Source organism: Pseudomonas sp. HK3 (assembly GCF_052920985.1).
Window position 1 is genome coordinate 103,738 of record NZ_JBREXD010000001.1, and the last position, 21,435, is coordinate 125,172.

Below are 21,435 nucleotides of genomic sequence, written 5' to 3' on the forward strand. Positions count from 1 at the left end.
TATTACTAGCGAGTAAAAATACGCTCAGAAACTTCAAACACGATGGCATCAGCCGATACTTTGTTAGGCCATTGTTCGCCCACTAAATCGATCATCGCTTTTCGTACCGCCAAATTAGCCCAGCCATCTTTTTTCAGGCTAACGCTTGCCACTTGCACACCATCCGCTGTGGCTGCATTGGCTTTTAATTCATTATTTTCACTGCTTATTTTAGCCACTAACATGGGCAAATTAGCAGAGGCCATCTTACGGCCTTTAGGATACTGGACTTGCCCACCCAACCAAACCACTTGCCCGCTGGCTTGCGAACTTTCACCTGTGGCAAGATTATATTCAATATCGGTGTTATTTAACTCAATATCGCCATTAATTTTCGTTTTAGATTGTGCGATCACTTGGTTAATAAAGCCTGCGGTCACAAGACCACTGGTTTTTTCTAAATGTATAGATTGGTTCAAACCATTAAACGTTACGAGGCTTTTCACATCGAACACACTGGAATCAACAGATAACTGAGCTTTAACACTCCCAGTTAGTAGACTTAACGGTTGCAGTGACCACTTGGCATCCACTTGACCTGTCATATTATGCTTAATAACAACCTTGCCCTGCCAAACAGTGCCGGACACGGCTAAGACTTCAACAGGTAAGTTACTGGGCTCAAGCACACGATAAAGTACATTCAATGGCATCAATGCAATTAAACAAACAATATAAACCGTGATACATACGGCAATTAATCGACGATTTCCTTTGGCCTTGGCCACTATGTTATAACCTTGTACAAATTCTAAGGGGCACCATTGTAAAGCAGGCGAGCCGCACTGTAACGCCACTGTATGACAAAAAAGTGAAACAAAACGGTAAAAATTCAGAAATTATTCGACTAAGTGAGCCAACGCACAAAAAATCATCAACATCTGAAAAAATATTGGCCAAAAAAAAGGCCTCCAATAGGAGACCTCTTCTTAAACAAAGGGTTCAGGTGAATTACATCATTCCGCCCATACCACCCATTCCGCCCATTCCGCCCATATCTGGCATACCGGCACCTTTCTCTTCTGGAATCTCTGCAACCATTGCTTCCGTAGTGATCATTAAACCACCAATTGAAGCCGCGGCTTGTAGAGACGAACGGGTCACTTTCGCAGGGTCAAGGATCCCCATTTCGATCATGTCACCGTAAACACCAGTAGCGGCATTGTAACCAAAGTTACCTTCGCCTGATTTCACTTTATCCACAACAACCGAACCTTCGTCACCTGCGTTCGCAGCGATTTGACGAATTGGTGCTTCCATTGCGCGTAGCGCGAGTGCGATACCCACGTTTTGATCTTCGTTATCACCTTGAACCGTTACATGGCTTAGGGCACGAATCAGTGCAACACCACCACCGGCTACTACGCCTTCTTCAACCGCAGCGCGCGTTGCTTGTAGCGCATCTTCAACACGGTCTTTTTTCTCTTTCATTTCGATTTCAGAACCCGCGCCAACCTTGATAACAGCAACACCGCCAGCTAATTTCGCTAAACGCTCTTGCAGTTTCTCTTTGTCGTATTCTGAAGTAGACGCATCGGCTTCGCTACGGATTTGGTCACAACGCATTTTCACGTCAGACTCAGAACCGGCACCGTCAACGATAACTGTGTGCTCTTTATCAATAACCACTTTTTTAGCTGTACCTAGATCGTCTAGAGTCGTGGTTTCTAAGCTCATGCCCACTTCTTCAGAGATCACTTTACCGCCAGTCAAAATAGCGATGTCTTGCAACATGGCTTTACGACGATCACCAAAACCAGGAGCTTTAACAGCCGCTACTTTGAACGTGCCGCGCATTGTGTTTACAACAAGAGTTGCTAGCGCTTGGCCTTCAACGTCTTCGGCTACGATTAATAGAGGACGGCTAGACTTAGCAACCGCTTCTAGTAATGGAATGATTTCTTGTAGGTTGTCGATTTTTTTATCCGCTAAAAGAATCACAGGATTCTCTAGCTCAACATTCATTTTTTCTTGGTTGTTGATGAAGTAAGGTGACAAGTAACCACGGTCAAACTGCATACCCTCAACCACTTCTAGCTCATCTTGCAGGCCTTGACCTTCTTCAACTGTGATCACGCCTTCTTTACCAACGCGCTCCATAGCTTGAGCAATTAAGTCACCCACAGTGCTATCAGAGTTTGCAGAGATAGTACCTACCTGAGCGATGGATTTTCCATCTGCGCATGGTTGCGCCAATTTAGCCAATTCTTCAACAACCGCAGCGGTAGCTTTATCAATACCACGCTTAAGATCCATTGGGTTCATGCCAGCGGCAACGGATTTAAGACCTTCGTTGATGATCGCTTGCGCCAATACTGTCGCAGTTGTTGTACCGTCACCGGCTTTATCGTTTGCTTGTGACGCGACTTCTTTAACCATCTGCGCGCCCATGTTTTCGAACTTATCTTCTAGCTCGATTTCTTTTGCTACCGATACACCATCTTTGGTGATGGTGGGTGCACCAAAAGACTTATCTAAAACAACGTTACGACCCTTAGGTCCTAAGGTTACTTTTACGGCGTCCGCTAAAACGTTAACACCCGCCAGCATTTTTTTGCGGGCGCTATCACTAAAAATTACTTCTTTAGCCATGATTCAATTCCTTAACAATATATTTTGACAATGAATAACGTGAATTGAAGATTAAGCTTCAATGATGCCGTAGATTTCGCCTTCGCTCATAATCAATAGCTCTTCACCATCGATTTTTACAGCGTTAGTACCGTATTGACCAAACAACACAGTATCACCCACTTTAACGGCTAGGGCTTGTATATCACCATTTTGTAAAACGCGGCCAGTACCGACTGCTACGACTTCACCTTGGTTTGGTTTTTCCGCAGCTGCACCAGGAAGCACGATACCGCCAGCCGTTTTAGTTTCTTCTTCTTTACGACGAACAACGATTCGATCGTGTAACGGACGGATTTTCATTTACGTATCTCCAAACGAGTTTCAGTGTTGAATGGCTAAATCAGCCAATTCTTTTATTATTTTAAGGTGACAACATGTCACCTTATTAAAATTTGTGAACTTAAGATGGGGGCAGTGAAATATATTTCAACACCTTATTGCCATTTTTTTCAATTAATCTTCGCGACGGTATTGCCCTTCGATGACATTTCCATGCTCATCGGCTTGACGGGCTTTTGTTCCTGCTCCCTGAACAATAATGCCTTTTTTCAGAATTGCAGCTGCTAAACCATTGCGAACAAAAGGCAATAAGCCAATTAAGCCAAGTGTATCGGTCACAAACCCTGGAATTAACAACAATGCGCCACACACAAACACCATTAGTCCACTCAAAACAGTCTGCGCTGGCATTTGTCCTTGTGCTATTTGTTCACGCACAAGGCTTAATGTGCGAAAACCTTGCGTCTTAATTAAAAACATTCCCAAAAATGCTGTCGCCAATGTCATAAACACTGCGTTCATCGCACCTAGCTTCCCACCAACCTGGGCAAAAGCAGCCACCTCAACCAAAGGCAAAAGTACCAATAACAATAAAAATCTCATAATTTCTCTCTTTTTTATCAAGTTATCTTAATGGTGGTGTTGTTTTTGCTTTTCAAGGATAACCACCGATTTTTTGACGCGGAGTCATCATGCAAGAACTGATCGTCATTTTAGATACCAGCATCAAGGTCACCCTTGGTGCCATGATCGCCGGCTTATCTGGTTACTGGCTATCGGGGATGCGCCTTAAGCACAACCGGGCCCAGCAGCGCCTAGACCACCAGCGTGATTTATTAGAAGGCATTGCGCAACAAGCAGAACAAGTTCATCACGTATTTATGAAGTATTTCGAATTAATCAACGAATACATGAACGCGACAAAAAACCGTTACGACTGGCCGCAAAGCCGCCGCAGCGAGCTGTATCTGGTGCTCGACGAGCTCGTACACAGCTTTAATGAACTCACCGCCGCTGAGTCTAAGCTGCTGCTGCTCAATGAGAAGCCCTTATATAAAAGCCTGCGTAAATTTCGCAGTAAGGTGATCTTTTTTCGCCGACATTTTTATATCGACAAAAAAGACTTAAACGAGCAAGAAGCCCAAGATATTAAACGTGAAGTCAGTAAGCTGAGGGAGCAATTTTTTGATGCCCTAAGCAACCGTTACGCCGAAGTGTAAACTCTCCTGTTATGTTGTATAGACCGCTTGCCCCGAGGTTTCCTCGGGGCTTTTTTATGCATAAAGCAAACATAAAACCTGCCTTGCCAATCGTATTTACACACCCGCGAATTGACTCCCTCCCATCTCACCTTATAATGCGCGCATCTTAGGGGAGTAGCCTGCCAGTTTTTCTGGTGATGTCGTCAACATAATTAAGCCCTCAATGGCTTATGGTGGCATCGTGTTAGCGTACTATGTACTCGACATCGGCAAGACTTAAGGTAAATAGCCACCCAATGGCGGGAGGTTGCTATTTGCCTTGGTTCTTATTCCCGCTGGAGCCTTTCATGGAATCGTTACTCATCTCGACCACAACCGTGGCACTTGCCGAAACCGGTGATAAAACCCAACTTCTCTCTCTACTATTAGCCACCCGTTTTTCTAATAAACACGCCATTATTGCCGGTATTTTACTTGCTACTATTATTAATCACGGCTTAAGCGCTTGGCTGGGCCAATACTCGATTCAATGGTTAAGCGAAAGTTGGGTACAATATTTGGTTTCAGGCAGTTTTATCGCAGTGGGCCTTTGGGTATTAATACCTGACAAGCTCGATAGCGAGCCTAACTTAATGGCGCATTTAGGGCCGTTTTTTGCTACCACGCTTTTATTTTTCTTGGCTGAAATGGGTGATAAAACTCAAGTAGCCACTATTATTTTAGGGGCCCAGTACCAAAACGTGCTCTTGGTTACAATTGGCACCACCGTCGGCATGCTGATGGCCAATATCCCAATCATTTATTTTGGCGACGCTTTAATGAAACGCTTACCGCTTAATATGGTTCGTATCATTGCGGCCAGTGCATTTATTCTATTGGGCTTCGTTTCTGCTTTTTGGCCAGCATAAACAATGAGATTGGCGAGTCCCTAAGAACACGCTAATGTAGCGTCAATTTTCACTATATTGAGAGTAAGTCATGCAAATAGAAAACAGCGTTATCGTGATTACCGGCGCCGCACAAGGTTTAGGCCAGTCTATGGCACTGTACCTTGCCAATAAACGCGCAAAACTGGTACTGATTGATTTAGACGAGCAAAAGCTCTCGCAAACTCAATCTTTATGTGAGCAAGCCGGCAGCCCTAAGGTTAAATACTATTGTTGTAATGTCGCACAAGAAGATGCTGTAGAGCAGGTTTTCAGCCAAATTGCACAAGATTTTGGCGCGCTTAATGGGCTTATCAACAACGCAGGTATTCTTCGCGATGGCTTGCTCATTAAGGAGAAAAACGGCGAGCTTACTAAACTTCCGCTCAATCACTGGCAAAGCGTAATAGACGTCAACTTAACTGGCGTATTCTTGTGCGGTCGTGAGTTTGCCTATCAAGCTGCAAAGCTGAAGCAAACAGGCTGTATTATCAATATTTCGAGTATTTCGCGAGCAGGTAATATGGGGCAAAGCAATTACAGCGCCGCAAAAGCAGGCGTGGCGTCATTAAGCGTAGTCTGGGCAAAAGAACTCGCGCCTTTTAACATTCGCAGCAACGCCATTGCGCCAGGGTTCATTCGCACTGATATGACCGCCAGCATCAGAGAAGACATTCTTGCCAAAATGACCAACATGATTCCGGCCAAGCGCATGGGCGAAGCCGATGAAATAGCCCAAAGCGTGGCTTTTTTACTTGAGAATGATTACATGAATGGCCGCATTATCGAGTTAGACGGGGGTCTTCGCCTATAAGATAAAGGGTGGCATAGAAACCTGCACATCGCCAAATCAGTACTAGACTTACATTAGGTAACACTTTTTCCTAATGGAGGACAGTTATGTCGATGGGTTTACGCGCCAAATTATTAGCCATTATTGGTTCTGGCATACTCGGTGTCGGTATCATTAGTGGCATTTCATTTTTGTCACTATCCGACCAGGTTTCTGAATTTGAAGATGTGCTGGGCCAAGATGTGGCTTCAGCGCTGGCCGCAGACGCCATGGCAATCGAATTTAAAGTGCAAGTTCAAGAGTGGAAAAACGTATTACTGCGTGGCTACGACGATACCAAGCGTGAAAAATACTGGGGAAAGTTTCAACAGCAGCATGACAAGGTGCAAGCGCTGGGTAATAAAGTTATTCAGCTAACCGTAAAAAACGATACCAAAAAACTCACACAAGAGTTTTTAGCCGCTCATAAGGTTTTATTCGATAAGTACAAAACCGGTTATAACGCCTTTTTGGCCGCTGATAAAAACCATATCGAAGGCGATAAAGCCGTATCGGGTATTGATCGCGAGCCCACCAAAATGGCCACCGCCATCACTGAACTCGCTTTCAAGCAAGCACAAGCACACAGTAAAAGCACCACAGCCGCTGCTAACAACACAGTCGTTTATGGTTTGGTTGTCATTTTAATCACTATGGTCTCGTTTTTTATCATCGCCTCTATGCTGATCAACCGCTGGATTTGCCAACCCATTACACAAGCTGGTGTATACATCACTGACTTATCACAAGGTAAATTAGAATTTACTGTCACCCCACTCAGTGGCGATGATGAGATTGCACAAATGTATTCAGCGGTTGCTCAATTGCAAAGGAACTTGAATGAAGGTACCTCAGCCATCAGTGATTCGATTAATCAGCTAAGCGAAGGTGCACAGTCATTGCACGAAATTGCCAGCACCATTCAAACTGGCACTCAGAACCAATATCAGCGTACTGATCAAATGGCGACGGCAATAACCGAAATGTCGGCCGCATCAGCCGAGGTGGCTCGACACGCACAAGAAGCCGCAAAAGTGGCCAATAATGTAGAAAAATCAGCCTCTAAAGGGGTTGGTATTATGCGCCACGCCATTGCCACCATTAACGCAACCAGTGAACAAATCGCCAGTACCGCTGAAGTGGTTCGCAATTTAGAAGTCGATACAAAAAATGTCGGCACAGTTCTCGATGTTATCAAAGGCATTGCAGAGCAAACCAACTTACTTGCCCTTAACGCCGCGATTGAGGCAGCACGCGCAGGTGAGCAAGGCCGCGGCTTTGCGGTTGTGGCAGATGAAGTGCGCACACTTGCTCAACGTACCCAAGAAAGTACTGCCGAAATTCATACACCATCATTGAGAACGTACAAAACGGCGCTCAAAATGCGGTAACCGCCATTGAGTCAGGGCAAACCCGCACAGAAGAAAGTGTCACTCAGGTGAATCAAGCCGGTGAGACGATTGAAAAAATCAGTCATGACATTAAACAAATATTAGGGACTAACGAGCAAATTGCTCAGGCGGCTCAAGAACAAAGCACCGTGGCAGATGATATTTCACAAAATGTAAATGAGATCACTTCGATTGCTGAAGATAGCTCAAAATACGCTAAACAAACATTAGATTTAAGCGAATCATTAAAAGGAATGTCACAAAAATTAAGCTCTCAAATCGTCAAACTCAAAGCCAGTTAGAGTGGGGCTGACCTGCATACATGTGATAGTATGCGGGCATGAATTTCGACGACATTATTTACATTGCTCTGAGCCAAGTGCCATACGGTCATACCGTCAGTTATGGTGCATTGGCTCGATCTGCGGGCTTTCAAAATCACTCACGACATGTGGGTCGGCTGCTAAAAAACTTACCGAAAGATACTCAACTACCTTGGCACCGAGTGGTCAATTCACAGGGGAAAATTAGTTTGCCCGAAGGCTCTGACAGTTACAAAGAACAGCGCGCTAGGCTTTTATCTGAAGGCGTGCCTATTATCAAAAACAAGATTAAAAAGCCGCATTTTCTTGGTTAACGCTGCGCTCCGTAATATCTAAAGATCGCTGCACCATGACAACCAGCACCAATATTGGTAAACCAATTAAACCCGTAAAAATGAAGAAACCTGGATAGCCAATACTTTCCACAATACTGCCAGAGTAACCCGCTAGCACTTTTGGAATAAGGGTCATAAGCGATGAAAAAATGGCATATTGCATTGCCGTAAACTTCACATTCACCAAACTCGATAAAAACGCAATAAACGCTGCAGTCGCAACACCGGCCACTAAGTTGTCAGCTGATACAACGGCGTATAAAACCATCATATTTTTACCCGCAAAATACAACACGATAAACATCATGTTAGTGATAACCACCAACAGCGCGCTCACAAATAATACTCGCATTACGCCATAACGCATTACCCAGACGCCCCCCATAAAGCCGCCGACAATGGTCATGGCCAAACCAAAGAACTTCACCGCATCCGCAATCTCTACCTTGGTAAACCCTAAGTCTTGGTAAAATAAATTACTCATCACCCCCAATACGATGTCACTAATGCGATACAGGCCAATTAAAGCCAACAACCACCACGCCGTTTTAACACCATAATCATCAAAGAATTGCTTAACGGGTGAAACATAACTGTTGACTAACATTTGACGATTGGCCACACCGGTTACAATACAAAGTTTGCCGAATACAAACGCGACCATTAGTGCAAAGGACAAGCGCAGTAGCTCAATAATAAAACCTGATAATGCCTTGTTACTGAGCACATCACTTAACACCGCTTTTAATTGATTAGACACATCTCGAGTCAAGTAAAAACAGACAACAAAGCCCGCTACACAAATAAAGAACGCGCCTAACAACCCGAGATATTCATTAGCAGTATGAGAAAATTGAGATTCCCGTTTAATGGGTTCTGAAATCAAAAATGTGGCAAATACACCCACAAGACCCAGTAATGCCATAGTAAAATAGGTTAATTGCCAAGCTTCGTAGAGGTATTGTTCTTTGGTTGAGCCTAAATAACTGGCTAAATATAACGCACCAGCGCCAGCGACAATCATTGCTATACGAAAACCCGCAATGTAAGCGGCACTTAACAGACCTTGCATATCCGCACTGGCTACTTCTATTCGATAAGCGTCAATTGAGATGTCTTGAGTGGCCGCACTGAAGCCTAACAAAACAGCCCCGATGGCCATCCAAGTAAGGTGGGTTTCTATCACCGGATTAGAAGAGGCCATCAAGCAAATAGCACTGATAATGCCAAGCTGAGCAAGCAATAACCATGAGCGACGTAAACCCAATAGTTTGGTTAAGAAAGGAAGCGGCAGGCAATCAACTAAAGGCGCCCAAACAAATTTAAAACTGTAACCCAGAGCCGCCCAACTGAAATATGTGACGGTGGATTTGTTAATCCCCGCTTCGCCCAACCATAACGATAGAGAAGAAAAAATCAGCATTAAAGGCAAGCCAGCTGAAAAACCCAGTAACAGCATAAAGAAAACTTGACGCTGAAAGAGCGCTTTAAAGCTTTCACTCCAACTGTGCTTAACCTCTAAAGATTTAATCACCGTTAATCTTTAAAGTTTTTAAACTGTAACGGCATGATGATGGTTTCATCGCCTTTCCAAAGCGCCATGGCTTCTTGCAGGTCGTCACGTTTTTTGCCCGTCACACGGATCGTCTCACCTTGAATGGCAGCCTGCACTTTTAACTTATTATCTTTCACCATTTTTACCATTTTTTTACTTAGGTCTTTATCAATACCTTGCTGCATGGTGACGGCCATTTTTACAAGCTTTCCGGCACCGGTCAGCTTGCCGTATTCAAGGCAACTTACTTTAATGCTGCGCTTAATTAGGCACGCTTCTAAGATCGGTTTCATTTGATCAATATGAAACTCTTCATTGGCGGTTAGGGTGATAACGCTATCATTTAGGTCAAATGAGGCATTCTTACCTTTTAAGTCGTAACGACGTTCGACTTCACGGTTGGCTTGCTCAACAGCATTACTGGCTTCATGGCTATCAATTTCTGAAACAACATCAAACGATGGCATGGTTATCTCCTAAAGAATCGTTTTTTACATATAGTGCTCAATTCTAACGAGCTACTAGAAAAATTCATGTGTTATTTGCAAAGTAGTCAAAAACTGACAATAAAATCACACAAACTCTATTAAATTGGTAAAAAAGCCAAGGGCTGTCTATTTTTTAATTATGAACAAAAAAATTAGCCTTGATTTAGCTCAACATCATTACTACTTACACATACCCAGTGCGCAACAACAACGATTGTTTCACTGCGTGTTTGCCTATGATGCATTACTGCAAACCCTCGAGCAGCATCCTGATATCGAACTCTATGGCTATTGCCTGTTCCCAGATAGTTTACATCTTTTAGTCTTCAGCCATAAACCGCCTAGCCATTGGTTAGAGGCTTGGTTAATGAATTACAATCAATGGCACCAAGATACCTGTCATGACACTGGCTATTTATTTGATGATGAACATATTCATCAAGTATTAATACAACCAAAGCACCTCTGTAAAACATTACGCCATATTCATTATTTGCCCGTGCAAAACAAATTATGCAGCTCCCCCGAACAATTTTCATACAGCTCTTATCATGATTATATCGCCAGCCAACAAACAGGGGTCAATACAAGCCCTGTTTTAGCTACACTATCACCTCATTACGGCCAACGCCTGCGTCGCTTTCATGACTATATGGCAATACCGAACCAAGAGGATCAATCCCTATTTCATCAGGGTAGCCATGATTATTACTTAGCTTATGCTGATGCGCATTTTGTCATGCAGGCAAGAGCTAATTACCAACACAAACTCAATGAAGCCCCCGAGAGTGAATGGGTGCTACTGTGGCAAAGCTGCATGAACAGCCTAGTCGAACAAAGTAACTTAGAACCTGAGTATTGGCTAGGCCAGCAGCGTCATCATAGCCTACCAGATGCCCACTATATTTTATCTTGGCTATTTACCAGCGTGGCGAAGGGCCCGCTGTACATTGCCGCAAAGCAATTAGGAATTGATGAGTCCACATTAAAATTGAAAATTAATTCTATCCACTTACACCACCCTGCCAAATATTTACGGTATATTGAGCGCTCTTGGAAAACCGCCACCGTTTAACACATCACTATGCATGATATTTACATTTTAGGTTCAGGTGCCATGGGCAGCTTATGGGCCAGCTACTTTTATCCAAATAGCAGCATTCACTTCATTAGTCGTCATCATGACAATAATGATTATGAATTTACGATTGAGCCTTATAAGACACATATAAAAGGCCATATTCTCAGCGCAAATACTATAAAAGCAAGCATCCAATCGTTAGTGGTTGCCACAAAAGCCTATGACGCCTTATCGGCAATAAACAGTATTAAATCTCAACTTACTCCAGATGCAAACGTTGTGTTATTGCAAAATGGTTTAGGCTCCCAACAAGCCATAGCCGCTGCGTTTCCTAAATTGCGTTTGTATGCATGCAGCTCAACAGAAGGCGCTTATAAAAAAGACCCTAATACACTGGTGCACGCGGGCAAAGGTATCAATATTATCGGGGCTTTGACTGACGCCGCAACGCAACAGCATTTACAACAATGGATGCCAACAACACACTATCAATGGCAAGATGATATTAATCACGTGCTGTGGCGAAAATTCATGATAAATTGCGCAATCAACCCTTTAACGGCTGTGTACAATTGTCAAAATGGGCAGCTAATTAAACAGCCTGATTATCTTATTCACATGAAGCACATCTGTAACGAAATAGATAACGTGACACAAGCACTGCATTATTCATTTGACCCAGCATTTGAACTTGCAAAGCCAGTTTGTGAGTCAACCGCTGAAAACTTTAGCTCGATGCTACAAGATCAGCGCAAGGGCAACCCAACTGAGCTCAAGTACATGACGGGATACCTATTGCAAAAAGCATACGAGCTAAATATTGCTTGCCCCTACAATCAAGCTCTTTACGATCAACTCAATCAGCCCTAGTTCTTGGCTCACCTTAAAAACTAAGGTAGTCTGAGACCACTGATTTTCATACCGCTGATAACCATAACAATATGCGTGATTTCTTTCGCCAGCTTAAAGTTCGCCAAAAGGTCTTTGTTTTACTCGCCATCGCCATGGTGGGAATATCGCTTTTGAATGTGGCCAGTAATTTCTGGTTGGCCACACAGAACCCAATTCAGCAACATTTATCCGTACTGACGCCCCTACTGCATGGCCCGAATAAAAAAGTATTCAATAGTACACAGTGGCGCGATTTTTTGAATAAAGAACAAACCGCATTTACCATCACAGATGCGGCTATTTACAATGCAAATGGCAAGCGACTCAATAGTACCAGCGACGATTTCCCTCTGCATTTAAGTCAAATCCATCTAACACCACTAGACCATGACAGCGTGTTATTACCTGGACCAAAATTCACATTAATGGCAAAAGTAACGGCCCATGTTACTAAGATATTTTTATTAGAAGTTGTCATCATTAGCTTATTAATACTCGTTAGCGGTTTTGTATTAATTTATGTGATTTTATATTTTATTAATCGCCTAATTATTCGGCCGATATTTTCTTTAACCGATACCACGAATGAAATCGCCATGGAACAAAACTATGGCCTGCGTGCTCGTCGTTTTTACCCTGATGAAATTGGCACACTGGCAGAGAATTTCAACTATATGCTTAATCGCATTGAACAAGATGACATGATGCTACGCCAAGAAAAAGAAAAAGCGGAGCAAGCTAGACAGCGAGCATTAGAGCTTTCAAAAAAAATGCATGACACCAATGCTCGCTTAGGTTTTGAAGTAAAAGTAAGAGCGCGAGTTGAACATAAACTTACTGATTTCCAGCACTACCTCAATAATATTATTGACTCGATGCCCAGTGCCATTATTGCAATTGATCATGAACTAAAAGTCACACAATGGAATAAAGGTGCCACTCAAATTACACATATAAAACGGGATGATGCTATTTATCAGCCGTTGGAAGAGTCCTGTGGTTTTCTATTTACTTACCTTACCCTGATAACCAACTCACTTGAGAAAAAAGTCATCAATAAAGTTGAACGTATCTCGTTTGATTTTAAAGGACAAAAAAGCATTTTGGATTTAACCATTTATCCACTTGATGACACCACGCACTCAGGCGCAGTTATCCGCATTGATGACGTCACTCAGCGAACCCAAATGGAAGACATGATGGTGCAATCTGAGAAAATGATGTCACTTGGTGGGTTAGCGGCCGGCATGGCTCACGAAATTAATAACCCGCTGGGGGCGATTGTTCAAACCGTACAAAACATCAAACGTCGCTTAAACCCTGATATAAGAAAAAATATTGAAAGCGCTGAAGAAGTCGGCGATAGCATGGAAAATATTCGAGCGTATATCGAAAAGCGAGGCATATTCTCTTTCTTAAATAATATATCCCAAGCCGGTGAACGCGCCTCAACCATCGTTAACAACATGTTGCAATTTAGCCGCCAGAGCCCTAAAAAGTTACAACCCCAAAATTTGCATCACATTATTGATCGCTCTATTAGCATTGCTAAAAACGAATATAGTTTAAGTAAAGGTTATGATTTTAAAGCCATTGACCTGATAAAAGATTTTGATCTGACCTTAATGGATGTGCCTTGTATTCCATCAGAGATCGAGCAAGTCATACTGAACCTTTTAAAAAATGCCGCACAAGCATTACAAGACTACAAACAGACAAAAGAATTTGACTTAGACTGGTATAGTCAAATTCAAATCAGTACCCGCAAAAATAACCAAATGGCCGAATTAATCATTGAAGACAATGGCCCAGGTATGGATGAAGACACCACTCGTCATATATTTGAACCCTTCTTTACCACCAAGGAAGTCGGTATGGGTACAGGCCTTGGGCTATCCGTCTCATTTTTCATTATTACCAACCATCACCTTGGGCAAATGCGCGTTCAAAGCAGCATAGGCAACGGCACTCGCTTCACCATCATGCTGCCATTTGCGAGCCAAGAACAAACCACTAACAGCACCCCAGCCTAGCCCTAGGCAAGGTGAATCGCCTTGACCTTTAGCTCATGCTTTCGTAGTATGCGCGCTACTTTTAGGTGCTTTGACTGTTATCTTAGGTCAAAGTTAAACGGGAAACTGGTGCCCCTGTAGACCCTACAGCCACTCCAGTGCTGCCCCCGCAACGGTAAACAACTTAGATTTAACACACTGCCACTGAGCAAGCTTGGGAAGGCGTTAAATCATGAATCGTAAGGTTTGAGTTGTGAGCCCGGATACCGGCCTAATCATCTATAAACTGTAGTTGCGGTGGGCGACGAAGTGGCAGCACGTTCTATATTTTTCATTTGCTGGTTACTTACTGTTGTCTAACCTTGGTTGGTTAGTGTGAAACTTATTAGTCATTTACCTCTGTTATTCTGTTTGAGCTTAATGCTATTGCCATGTGTATCTGCCGCTAAAGATGCACAATTGGATAAAATTGAAATAACTGGGAATAACTCAACGACCAATAGTGCTCTTAATCAGCAATTTTATTCTAGGGACTATTTTATAGGGAAGTTCCAAAATTTATCTGACGTCTTACAGCTCACACCAGGTGTTCAAGTAAGACGATCCTCATATGGGAATCCTCCCAAAATATCCATTCGCGGCTCAACTCATAAACAAGTCACCTTTATTATTGATGGCCAAGTGATCAATACGGCACAATCAGGCTCTTTTAATGTTGACTTAATTCCACTACAACAAATTGAGTCTATTGAAGTATTGCAGTCTGGGAACTCTAGTGGGGTTCAGGCAATCGGTGGCATCATATCAATCACAACAATATCACCTAAAAATAAAAACAATGTATCTCTATCCACTGGTAGCTTTAGCCATAAAGAAATAGGCGTTTCATTATCAGGTAAAGTGCACGGCAACTTAATCATTAGCGCCAATCATGCGTCAAATTCTGGAGACTATGAATACCCTGTACCTTCACCAATTGATGATCCTAATGATAAAAATAGAATTGAAAAAATAAAGAACAATCAATACAAAAATAAATCGATCTTACTTAAATGGAACAACCACAAGTTAGAAAACTTAAATGTGGACCTTAAAACTCAGTATACTGACACTGAAAAAAACATTCCAAACTTCCAAATGAACGATAACGGAAACAATGCATTCCTAGAAGAAAAAAAGTGGTCTCATGATATCGGTTTAAAATGGGATATTAGTAAGCACCTTTCATCACAAACAAACGCTGGAATATCAAAATCAGATGAAAAGTATGAAGATATCAATGGTATTTTAAGTTATACACCAACATCTAATAAGTATGAAAATGAGAACTACTATATATTCGAAAACATATCGCTATTAAAAAACAACTCAATTTATGATATTTCTTTAAACTCCAACACAGAAAAATACAGTGAAGATAAAACACTCATTCTAGATAGTAAAAAATGTACCAGCTCTATATCTGTATGTGATGCTATTGCCAAACAAAATAAAACCTCAATCACATTAAGTTACAGCTATATTGCATCAGGATTTGATACATCCATAAACATCAATAATACGTGGCTAAATAGGGTACAAGATAATCGTACCGGCGTTTCATCAGAAAATGAAATCAATCAAGAATTCAATACTTGGGGGCTCTATTACCAGAGTCGTAATTGGCCCATAGGGAACTTACGATTAGATATCGGCAAGGGTATTCGACTCCCCTCATTATTTGAACTATTCGGAGATAGAGGTTTATTAAAAAGTAACCCTAGTATTCTTCCTGAGAGTTCAATTAATCGCAGCCTCGAATTTACATTTAATGAAGTAAAAATTGATAGCACTGATATTAATATTGCAACCAGTATTTATACAAAAGAAATTAGCGATGCAATCGTACCGATATATTCAGGGTTTGTTGGTAGCTATAGCAACACTTCATCGGCAGATATTATTGGTTATCAAGTAAATATAACTATCAATAAAGAAAATATAGGTTTTTCGCTTCAAAAAACGGTACAAGATAGTTCAACAGAGTCGTTAATAAAGTCATTTAACGATAAAAAGTTAGCAGGTATATTTCATGAAAAAACAATTTATAGCATGATTTGGAACATCAATAAATACTCTAATATTTCTTTAACACATCAAACTGAATCTGGGCTTTACATTGATATGGCCAACCTTAATCCTAGTATCAAGAATCAAACCACAGGATTCAAGTTCAGTTATGCTATCGAAAATAGTTCTTTTAATCTGTCAGTTAACAACTTATTTGACAATGAATATTATGACCAAAATAACCGCCCGGTTATTGATCGAAATATCTCATTGAATGTTCAACACCAATTTTAAATGGAGAATAACATCATGATAAATAAACTAAAAATATACACTATAATAATAGCTGTATTATTTGTATCAGCTTGCGGTAGCGATGATCGATCAAATGTAGAAACACCTAAACTTCCAGAAACACCTGAAACACCTGAAACACCTGAAACACCAGAAACACCTGCATGTGATGATGATTTTAATTTAGCAATACAAACAGTTGCACCAAATTATGGGGCAAGTAGTGCAGTCGCACTTGGGTGTTCTAGCACCGCAACCATCACTGATTCATTACTCATCAAAGGGGACAGTGATTATTCTATCTCTACAGGCCGTGATAGCTTTTATCATATCGGACGTAGTGGTATTGATACCATTGCAAAATATCAGTTTGAAACCAGTAACTTACAAGATTGGGAGTATTCAACAAACAACGCAGGCGAAGCAGGTTCATCGAACCCTTACAAATTCATTGAAGTAAGCAGCACAAAAGCTTATATCATTCGATATGGAAAATCCGATGCATGGATAGTAAACCCTTCAGCAAAGGATGCCGCTTCATTTAAAATTGGCACCCTTGATCTATCAAGTTATTTAGGCGATGGCGAAACTACTGTCAACATGTCTGACGCAACAATTGTTAACGGCAAGCTATTTATTGCAATGCAAAGAATTGGTGCAAGCTATAACTATACAAATGATTCGAAAATAGCTGTTTTTGATACCACCACAGATACAGAGATTGATACTACACCGTCTGACAGTTCAGATGAAAAAGCAATTACATTGCAAGGAAAGAATGTATTGAACATAGCCTCCATCAACAATACTTTACTCATTGCTAGTCGGGGCGATTATGCTAGTAATTATGGACTATTAGAAAGCTTAGATACTTCAAATTTTTCACTTAAGACTGTTATTTCAGGCTCCAATGCAATTGGTCACATAACACATGTTGCGCCTATTTCAGAGGAAAGGGCCTATGTGTTAAGTGATTTTTCAGGGCGTGTTAATGGCTCCTATACATACCAACAAAATATTTTAGATATTAATATCACAACCCAATCTACAACTACAGAGCTATCAAAATATAAAGGGACCCACCTTTCAGATATCAAAATTGGTCCAGAAGGTAATTTATGGGTTGCAAGCTCAGTAAGTAGTAACCCTGGTGTTTATAAAATCAATCCAGAAACGAATACTGAGTTATCTTTTATCGAGACTAACCTGAATCCAATTAAAATTGTCTTCAAAAAATAACTCTATTCATGAATTAATGTGACACAAAAAAGCCGAGCAATGCTCGGCTTTTTCTTAACACGCCTTATAACAAGCTACACCTGAAATCGCTCCAATTTCTCTTGCAATGAATGCGTCAACGCAACCACTTCCTTAATCGCCTTAACGGTATGTTCTGAGTCTGCAACCGTCGCCCTGCCTAGGTCATTAATTTTTATAACATTTTCATCAATGGTTTTAGCAACCTGAGTTTGTTCATCTGCTGACACTGATATTTGCCCATTAATACCTGAAATACTTTGTATCATGGTGACAATTTCATCTAACGCAGTCCTTACTTTTGAAGATGACTCCACTGTACTCTGTGCCATTTCATGACTTTTACCCATCACACCCACGGCATCGCTGATACCAGTGTGAATTGTGGTCATCACTTCATCTATTTCTTGTGCCGATTTTTGTGTTCGACTAGCAAGCGTACGCACCTCATCAGCCACTACAGCAAAGCCTCGACCTTGCTCACCAGCGCGTGCCGCTTCAATGGCGGCATTAAGTGCTAATAAATTTGTCTGCTCTGCAATACCTTTAATAACCGCCAGCATACTCGCTATGTTGCTAGAATTTTCTGATAGTTGATTGATAACATCCGTACTGTGGATGATCTCATCGGCAAGGGTGTTAATTTTCTCTAGGGTTTCCGCTACCACTTCATTGGCTGTACCAGCTTGGCTCGTAGCGTCATTTGCAAAATTTGCAGCATCTGCACTTTGACGATTGACCTCTTCTGCCGTGGCCGCCATTTGTGTAATCGCAGAGGCCACTTGTTCAGATTGCTGCAGTTGTTCGTTAGCCGCCTTGTTACTTTGATCAGCATTACCGCCAACTATTTTCATGCTCTCGCCAACATCGATTGCCGTTTTATGTACCGCCTGTAACAGCTCATGGATCTTATCGACCATGACATTAAATTCGCCTGTTAGCTCCCCCATTTCATCCTTGGATGCCACTTTTACTCGAATGCGCATATCACCCTGTGAAATTTTTCTAGCAGCGCTATGAAATTGCCCAACGGTACTGCGTACAGACCAAAAAAATGCAGCGTATAGATAAATAATTAATAACATTACCAGCGCAATGGCGACTGCAACAATAATCAGTTTGTTCATTAACACATTGACACGCTCATTCAAAATTTCGTGTATTTTTTGAAGTGCCAATTCTTGAACGCTATAAAAAGGAGGTAACTTACTAACAAAAAAATCATTAAAATCGAACCATGTAATAGCAACACTGCCAGCTGAAATAACCTCTTCGTCTAATTTAAACTTTACACTCTCTATATTTTTTTCAGTTTTCTCAAATATATCAGAAAACTCATTTGAGAATTCAGGGTAACTGCTGAGCAAATCTTTATGATTTTGATGTATTCGTTTTTGCTGTGCATCCAATAAGTCATAGGTTTCATTCAGTGTGTCATAGGTGCCCGTCATGATGTATTTTTCAACAATTGAATAAACACCCATGGTATTTGCAAATCCAAGTACTTCTAAGGATTTTGTGTAGTCCTGTAATACTAGCTTCAATAATAATTGAACTTTTTCATTGGTATCTTGCAGTACGCCAGAGTCTTGAGCGATTTTTGTAGCCAAATGAATAACATCAAGTTGCACTTGATTGTTATTTTTGAATTGATCATTGATAACGGGCTGTTTATTTTCGCCACTGCGCTTTAGCTTTGCTTGCCAAATGGGTTCTTTTATTTCAATTTCTTTGGCTACGGATGTGCCTTTATATTTATCTTTTAACTCACCAATAAACTTAAACAGTGCTGTTTCAAGTTCATTTACTTGGTCATTTAACCCAGGTCGTTGATAAAAGGTATCAACCGCCGATAAATCTCGATAACCTCCGACTTGGTGTGCAAGCTGAAGTATATCCGTCACAACGACTAGGGAGTCACTGGCTTGCTCTGCCTTCTTAATGTGTTCATAGGTTTGATTAACGATGACATAGCTAAGTAACAAAAGAGGTACAAAGAAAGTAATACTAATCACACCAAATTTCTTGGCATAGCTTAGTTTATTCATCAGCGCGATAGCGGGTGCTAACAATCCATTCACAGGCTTACCTCCTAACAACTACTCTTATAAAGTGTAGCTGTTATTTTTAACCTGTCTTGAGTTAGCAACCCTAATTCATCGCTATATTGGATTAACTGGATGCAAGCCCATCACAATAATAAATGACGAACATCGGTCAGTAATTCGCACAAATACCGCGCAAATCGGGCCGCTTGAGCGCCGTCTATTACTCTGTGATCATAAGATAAACTCAGCGGTAGCATGAGTCTTGGCTCAAATTCAGTGCCATTCCAAACAGGCTTATAATTAGCTTTAGAGACGCCTAATATGGCTACTTGAGGGGCATTTACAATCGGTGTGAAGCTCGTGCCACCAATACCGCCTAGGCTTGATATGGTAAAGCTCGCGCCACTCATGGCGTCCATTGGCAGTTTTTTCTCTCTCGCTTTCTTCGCCAAACTGGCACTGTCGGTAGCAAGCTCAATCACGCCTTTTTGGCCAGCCTCTTTAATCACAGGTACTAATAGTCCATCTGGTGTTTCGACGGCAATACCAATATTCAAATACTGTTTTAAAATAAGCGTATCGGCATTCGGGCCTAGGGATGAATTAAACTCAGGGAATTCTTTTAGCGCCTTCGCGCAGGCTTTCACGATAAACGCGAGCGGGGATACTTTCACACCGTCTGGTAATAACGGGCCCATGGATTGTTTGCGGTAAGCTTCAAGTTCAGTGATATCCGCTTCATCAAACTGAGTCACCTGTGGAATGGTCGTCCAACTGGCCACCATGTTACGGGCCGTGACTTGCTTAATTTTAGTTAATGGCTGCTCACTCACCACACCGTATTTAGAGAAATCTTCATCGCTGCCTTTCACGCTCATCGGTGATGATACTGGGTTATTCACCCTCTGCTTAACAAAGTCATGCAGGTCTTGTTTTTGAATGCGATTACGTGGCCCTGAGCCGCCTACTTGGGTTAAGTCGACACCCAGCTCACGTGCCAATTTACGCACAGCCGGTCCGGCATGAACATGCCCTGAGCCAGCTTGGCTTGATGAGGGTTCAGCTTGTTTGGTCGCTTTTTGCATCGACGGTTGCGATGCTTGTGAAGAAGATTGCGAAGGTTTGGCGTTATTCTCAGCCTGTGATCCAGAGTCAGCCTGAGCACTGGTTTGCTCTTTGGCTCCTGCCACGCGCATTTTGCCAACCACATCACCTTGGCTTACTTTATCCCCTACCTGCACGCTAAACGATAATAATTTACCGGCATGAGGTGCTGGTATCTCCATGGTGGCCTTGTCGCTTTCTAGCACCATTAAGCTTTCTTCAAACGCTAACTCATCACCGACACTGGCAGATAATTCAATAATTTCGACGGCATCAACGCCACCTAAATCCGGCACGATGACATCAACATCTTGAGGTTCTGCGACTGTATTGGATTTTTGTTCTGACGCTGTATCCGCTTCGGCTTCTGGCTTAGCATCTGATTTCGATTCAGTCTGAGCTTGAGCATCGGCAGCTTGCGGTTTTGCATCTTCGGCAGGGGCTTCACCTTGTGTTTCCATGTTCGCCACATGAGTGCCAGAGCCGACTTTATCCCCAACCGCGACTAAAATATCTTTAATCGTGCCGGAAAATGGCGCGGGTACTTCCATGGTCGCTTTGTCACTTTCTAAAACAATAAGAGCTTCTTCGTTTTCTAAGTTGTCGCCAACTTTCACGCAAATTTCAATGACCTCAACTTCATCAATTCCGCCAAGGTCGGGCACGTTTACCTGTGTGTGAGCCATGGTCTATTC

18 protein-coding genes, 2 pseudogenes and 1 riboswitch are annotated in these 21,435 nt (G+C 42.0%); of the genes and pseudogenes, 11 read left to right on the top strand and 9 right to left on the bottom strand.

The features are described 5' to 3' along the window. Positions 1-5 precede the first annotated feature (5 nt). From gspN to ACU6U9_RS00380, 4 genes are all read right to left on the bottom strand, one after another. Complete coding sequence (gene gspN / locus ACU6U9_RS00365; RefSeq protein WP_446733112.1) at positions 6-767, bottom strand: type II secretion system protein N; 762 nt, start codon at positions 765-767, stop codon at positions 6-8. A gap of 223 nt (positions 768-990) precedes the next feature. Beyond that, positions 991-2,634, bottom strand: coding sequence for a chaperonin GroEL (gene groL, locus ACU6U9_RS00370; RefSeq protein WP_446735035.1), 1,644 nt, complete (start codon positions 2,632-2,634; stop codon positions 991-993). Between the two features lie 48 nt (positions 2,635-2,682). Next, complete coding sequence (locus ACU6U9_RS00375; RefSeq protein WP_446733113.1) at positions 2,683-2,973, bottom strand: co-chaperone GroES; 291 nt, start codon at positions 2,971-2,973, stop codon at positions 2,683-2,685. Positions 2,974-3,126: 153 nt separating this feature from the next. After that, positions 3,127-3,555 (bottom strand): FxsA family protein, encoded by a 429-nt coding sequence (locus ACU6U9_RS00380; protein WP_446733114.1) that lies wholly within the window; start codon positions 3,553-3,555, stop codon positions 3,127-3,129. 89 nt (positions 3,556-3,644) lie between these two features. Here ACU6U9_RS00380 and ACU6U9_RS00385 point away from each other — a divergent pair, with 89 nt between their 5' ends. The 6 genes and pseudogenes from ACU6U9_RS00385 to ACU6U9_RS00410 all read left to right on the top strand — a co-directional run bounded on the left by ACU6U9_RS00385 (position 3,645) and on the right by ACU6U9_RS00410 (position 7,940). Next, a complete protein-coding gene (locus tag ACU6U9_RS00385; RefSeq protein ID WP_446733115.1) occupies positions 3,645-4,172 on the top strand; it encodes a hypothetical protein in 528 nt (175 codons plus the stop codon). 329 nt (positions 4,173-4,501) lie between these two features. After that, a complete protein-coding gene (locus tag ACU6U9_RS00390; RefSeq protein WP_446733116.1) occupies positions 4,502-5,062 on the top strand; it encodes a TMEM165/GDT1 family protein in 561 nt (186 codons plus the stop codon). A gap of 70 nt (positions 5,063-5,132) precedes the next feature. Next, entirely contained in the window at positions 5,133-5,894 is a 762-nt protein-coding gene (locus ACU6U9_RS00395; protein WP_446733117.1) for an SDR family oxidoreductase, read from the top strand. 1,097 nt (positions 5,895-6,991) lie between these two features. Continuing rightward, positions 6,992-7,256: pseudogene (locus ACU6U9_RS00400) on the top strand (methyl-accepting chemotaxis protein); the annotation flags it as partial. Positions 7,257-7,308: 52 nt separating this feature from the next. Then, positions 7,309-7,605, top strand: a complete 297-nt coding sequence (locus tag ACU6U9_RS00405; RefSeq protein ID WP_446735036.1) for a hypothetical protein — start codon at positions 7,309-7,311, stop codon at positions 7,603-7,605. A 38-nt stretch (positions 7,606-7,643) separates the two neighbouring features. Then, on the top strand, positions 7,644-7,940 hold the full coding sequence (locus ACU6U9_RS00410) for an MGMT family protein (protein WP_446733118.1): 297 nt from the start codon (positions 7,644-7,646) through the stop codon (positions 7,938-7,940). Here the strand turns inward: ACU6U9_RS00410 and ACU6U9_RS00415 are convergent. Together ACU6U9_RS00415 and ACU6U9_RS00420 are read right to left on the bottom strand one after the other, a co-directional pair. Next, complete coding sequence (locus ACU6U9_RS00415) at positions 7,915-9,495, bottom strand: AmpG family muropeptide MFS transporter (RefSeq protein WP_446733119.1); 1,581 nt, start codon at positions 9,493-9,495, stop codon at positions 7,915-7,917. The genes ACU6U9_RS00410 and ACU6U9_RS00415 overlap by 26 nt on opposite strands. A 2-nt stretch (positions 9,496-9,497) precedes the next feature. Then, positions 9,498-9,983, bottom strand: a complete 486-nt coding sequence (locus tag ACU6U9_RS00420) for a YajQ family cyclic di-GMP-binding protein (protein WP_446733120.1) — start codon at positions 9,981-9,983, stop codon at positions 9,498-9,500. Between the two features lie 160 nt (positions 9,984-10,143). Between ACU6U9_RS00420 and ACU6U9_RS00425 the strand changes: the two genes are divergently transcribed. From ACU6U9_RS00425 to ACU6U9_RS00445, 5 genes are all read left to right on the top strand, one after another. After that, on the top strand, positions 10,144-11,079 hold the full coding sequence (locus ACU6U9_RS00425) for a hypothetical protein (RefSeq protein WP_446733121.1): 936 nt from the start codon (positions 10,144-10,146) through the stop codon (positions 11,077-11,079). Between the two features lie 9 nt (positions 11,080-11,088). Further along, positions 11,089-11,955 (top strand): ketopantoate reductase family protein, encoded by an 867-nt coding sequence (locus ACU6U9_RS00430; protein ID WP_446733122.1) that lies wholly within the window; start codon positions 11,089-11,091, stop codon positions 11,953-11,955. A 71-nt stretch (positions 11,956-12,026) separates the two neighbouring features. Next, positions 12,027-14,009 (top strand): ATP-binding protein, encoded by a 1,983-nt coding sequence (locus ACU6U9_RS00435; protein WP_446733123.1) that lies wholly within the window; start codon positions 12,027-12,029, stop codon positions 14,007-14,009. A 46-nt stretch (positions 14,010-14,055) separates the two neighbouring features. Next, positions 14,056-14,277: riboswitch (cobalamin riboswitch) on the top strand. An 86-nt stretch (positions 14,278-14,363) separates the two neighbouring features. Continuing rightward, positions 14,364-16,331, top strand: a complete 1,968-nt coding sequence (locus tag ACU6U9_RS00440) for a TonB-dependent receptor plug domain-containing protein (protein ID WP_446733124.1) — start codon at positions 14,364-14,366, stop codon at positions 16,329-16,331. A 15-nt stretch (positions 16,332-16,346) separates the two neighbouring features. Beyond that, entirely contained in the window at positions 16,347-17,570 is a 1,224-nt protein-coding gene (locus ACU6U9_RS00445; RefSeq protein WP_446733125.1) for a hypothetical protein, read from the top strand. A 74-nt stretch (positions 17,571-17,644) separates the two neighbouring features. Here ACU6U9_RS00445 and ACU6U9_RS00450 read toward each other — a convergent pair whose 3' ends face one another. From ACU6U9_RS00450 to ACU6U9_RS00460, 3 genes and pseudogenes are all read right to left on the bottom strand, one after another. Next, complete coding sequence (locus ACU6U9_RS00450) at positions 17,645-18,508, bottom strand: methyl-accepting chemotaxis protein (RefSeq protein ID WP_446735037.1); 864 nt, start codon at positions 18,506-18,508, stop codon at positions 17,645-17,647. Next, a pseudogene (locus ACU6U9_RS00455) lies at positions 18,500-19,636 on the bottom strand (HAMP domain-containing protein); the annotation flags it as partial. The gene ACU6U9_RS00450 and the pseudogene ACU6U9_RS00455, both read right to left, overlap by 9 nt. A gap of 143 nt (positions 19,637-19,779) precedes the next feature. Beyond that, positions 19,780-21,426 (bottom strand): dihydrolipoyllysine-residue acetyltransferase, encoded by a 1,647-nt coding sequence (locus ACU6U9_RS00460; protein WP_446733126.1) that lies wholly within the window; start codon positions 21,424-21,426, stop codon positions 19,780-19,782. Positions 21,427-21,435: the final 9 nt, after the last annotated feature.

Coding starts and splice junctions, on each gene's coding strand:
- ACU6U9_RS00375 (WP_446733113.1), bottom strand. CDS start 2,973: ATGAAAATCCGTCCGTTACACGATCGAATCGTTGTTCGTCGTAAAGAA.
- ACU6U9_RS00380 (WP_446733114.1), bottom strand. CDS start 3,555: ATGAGATTTTTATTGTTATTGGTACTTTTGCCTTTGGTTGAGGTGGCT.
- ACU6U9_RS00385 (WP_446733115.1), top strand. CDS start 3,645: ATGCAAGAACTGATCGTCATTTTAGATACCAGCATCAAGGTCACCCTT.
- ACU6U9_RS00390 (WP_446733116.1), top strand. CDS start 4,502: ATGGAATCGTTACTCATCTCGACCACAACCGTGGCACTTGCCGAAACC.
- ACU6U9_RS00395 (WP_446733117.1), top strand. CDS start 5,133: ATGCAAATAGAAAACAGCGTTATCGTGATTACCGGCGCCGCACAAGGT.
- ACU6U9_RS00410 (WP_446733118.1), top strand. CDS start 7,644: ATGAATTTCGACGACATTATTTACATTGCTCTGAGCCAAGTGCCATAC.
- ACU6U9_RS00420 (WP_446733120.1), bottom strand. CDS start 9,983: ATGCCATCGTTTGATGTTGTTTCAGAAATTGATAGCCATGAAGCCAGT.
- ACU6U9_RS00425 (WP_446733121.1), top strand. CDS start 10,144: ATGAACAAAAAAATTAGCCTTGATTTAGCTCAACATCATTACTACTTA.
- ACU6U9_RS00430 (WP_446733122.1), top strand. CDS start 11,089: ATGCATGATATTTACATTTTAGGTTCAGGTGCCATGGGCAGCTTATGG.
- ACU6U9_RS00435 (WP_446733123.1), top strand. CDS start 12,027: ATGCGTGATTTCTTTCGCCAGCTTAAAGTTCGCCAAAAGGTCTTTGTT.
- ACU6U9_RS00445 (WP_446733125.1), top strand. CDS start 16,347: ATGATAAATAAACTAAAAATATACACTATAATAATAGCTGTATTATTT.
- ACU6U9_RS00450 (WP_446735037.1), bottom strand. CDS start 18,508: ATGGTCGATAAGATCCATGAGCTGTTACAGGCGGTACATAAAACGGCA.
- ACU6U9_RS00460 (WP_446733126.1), bottom strand. CDS start 21,426: ATGGCTCACACACAGGTAAACGTGCCCGACCTTGGCGGAATTGATGAA.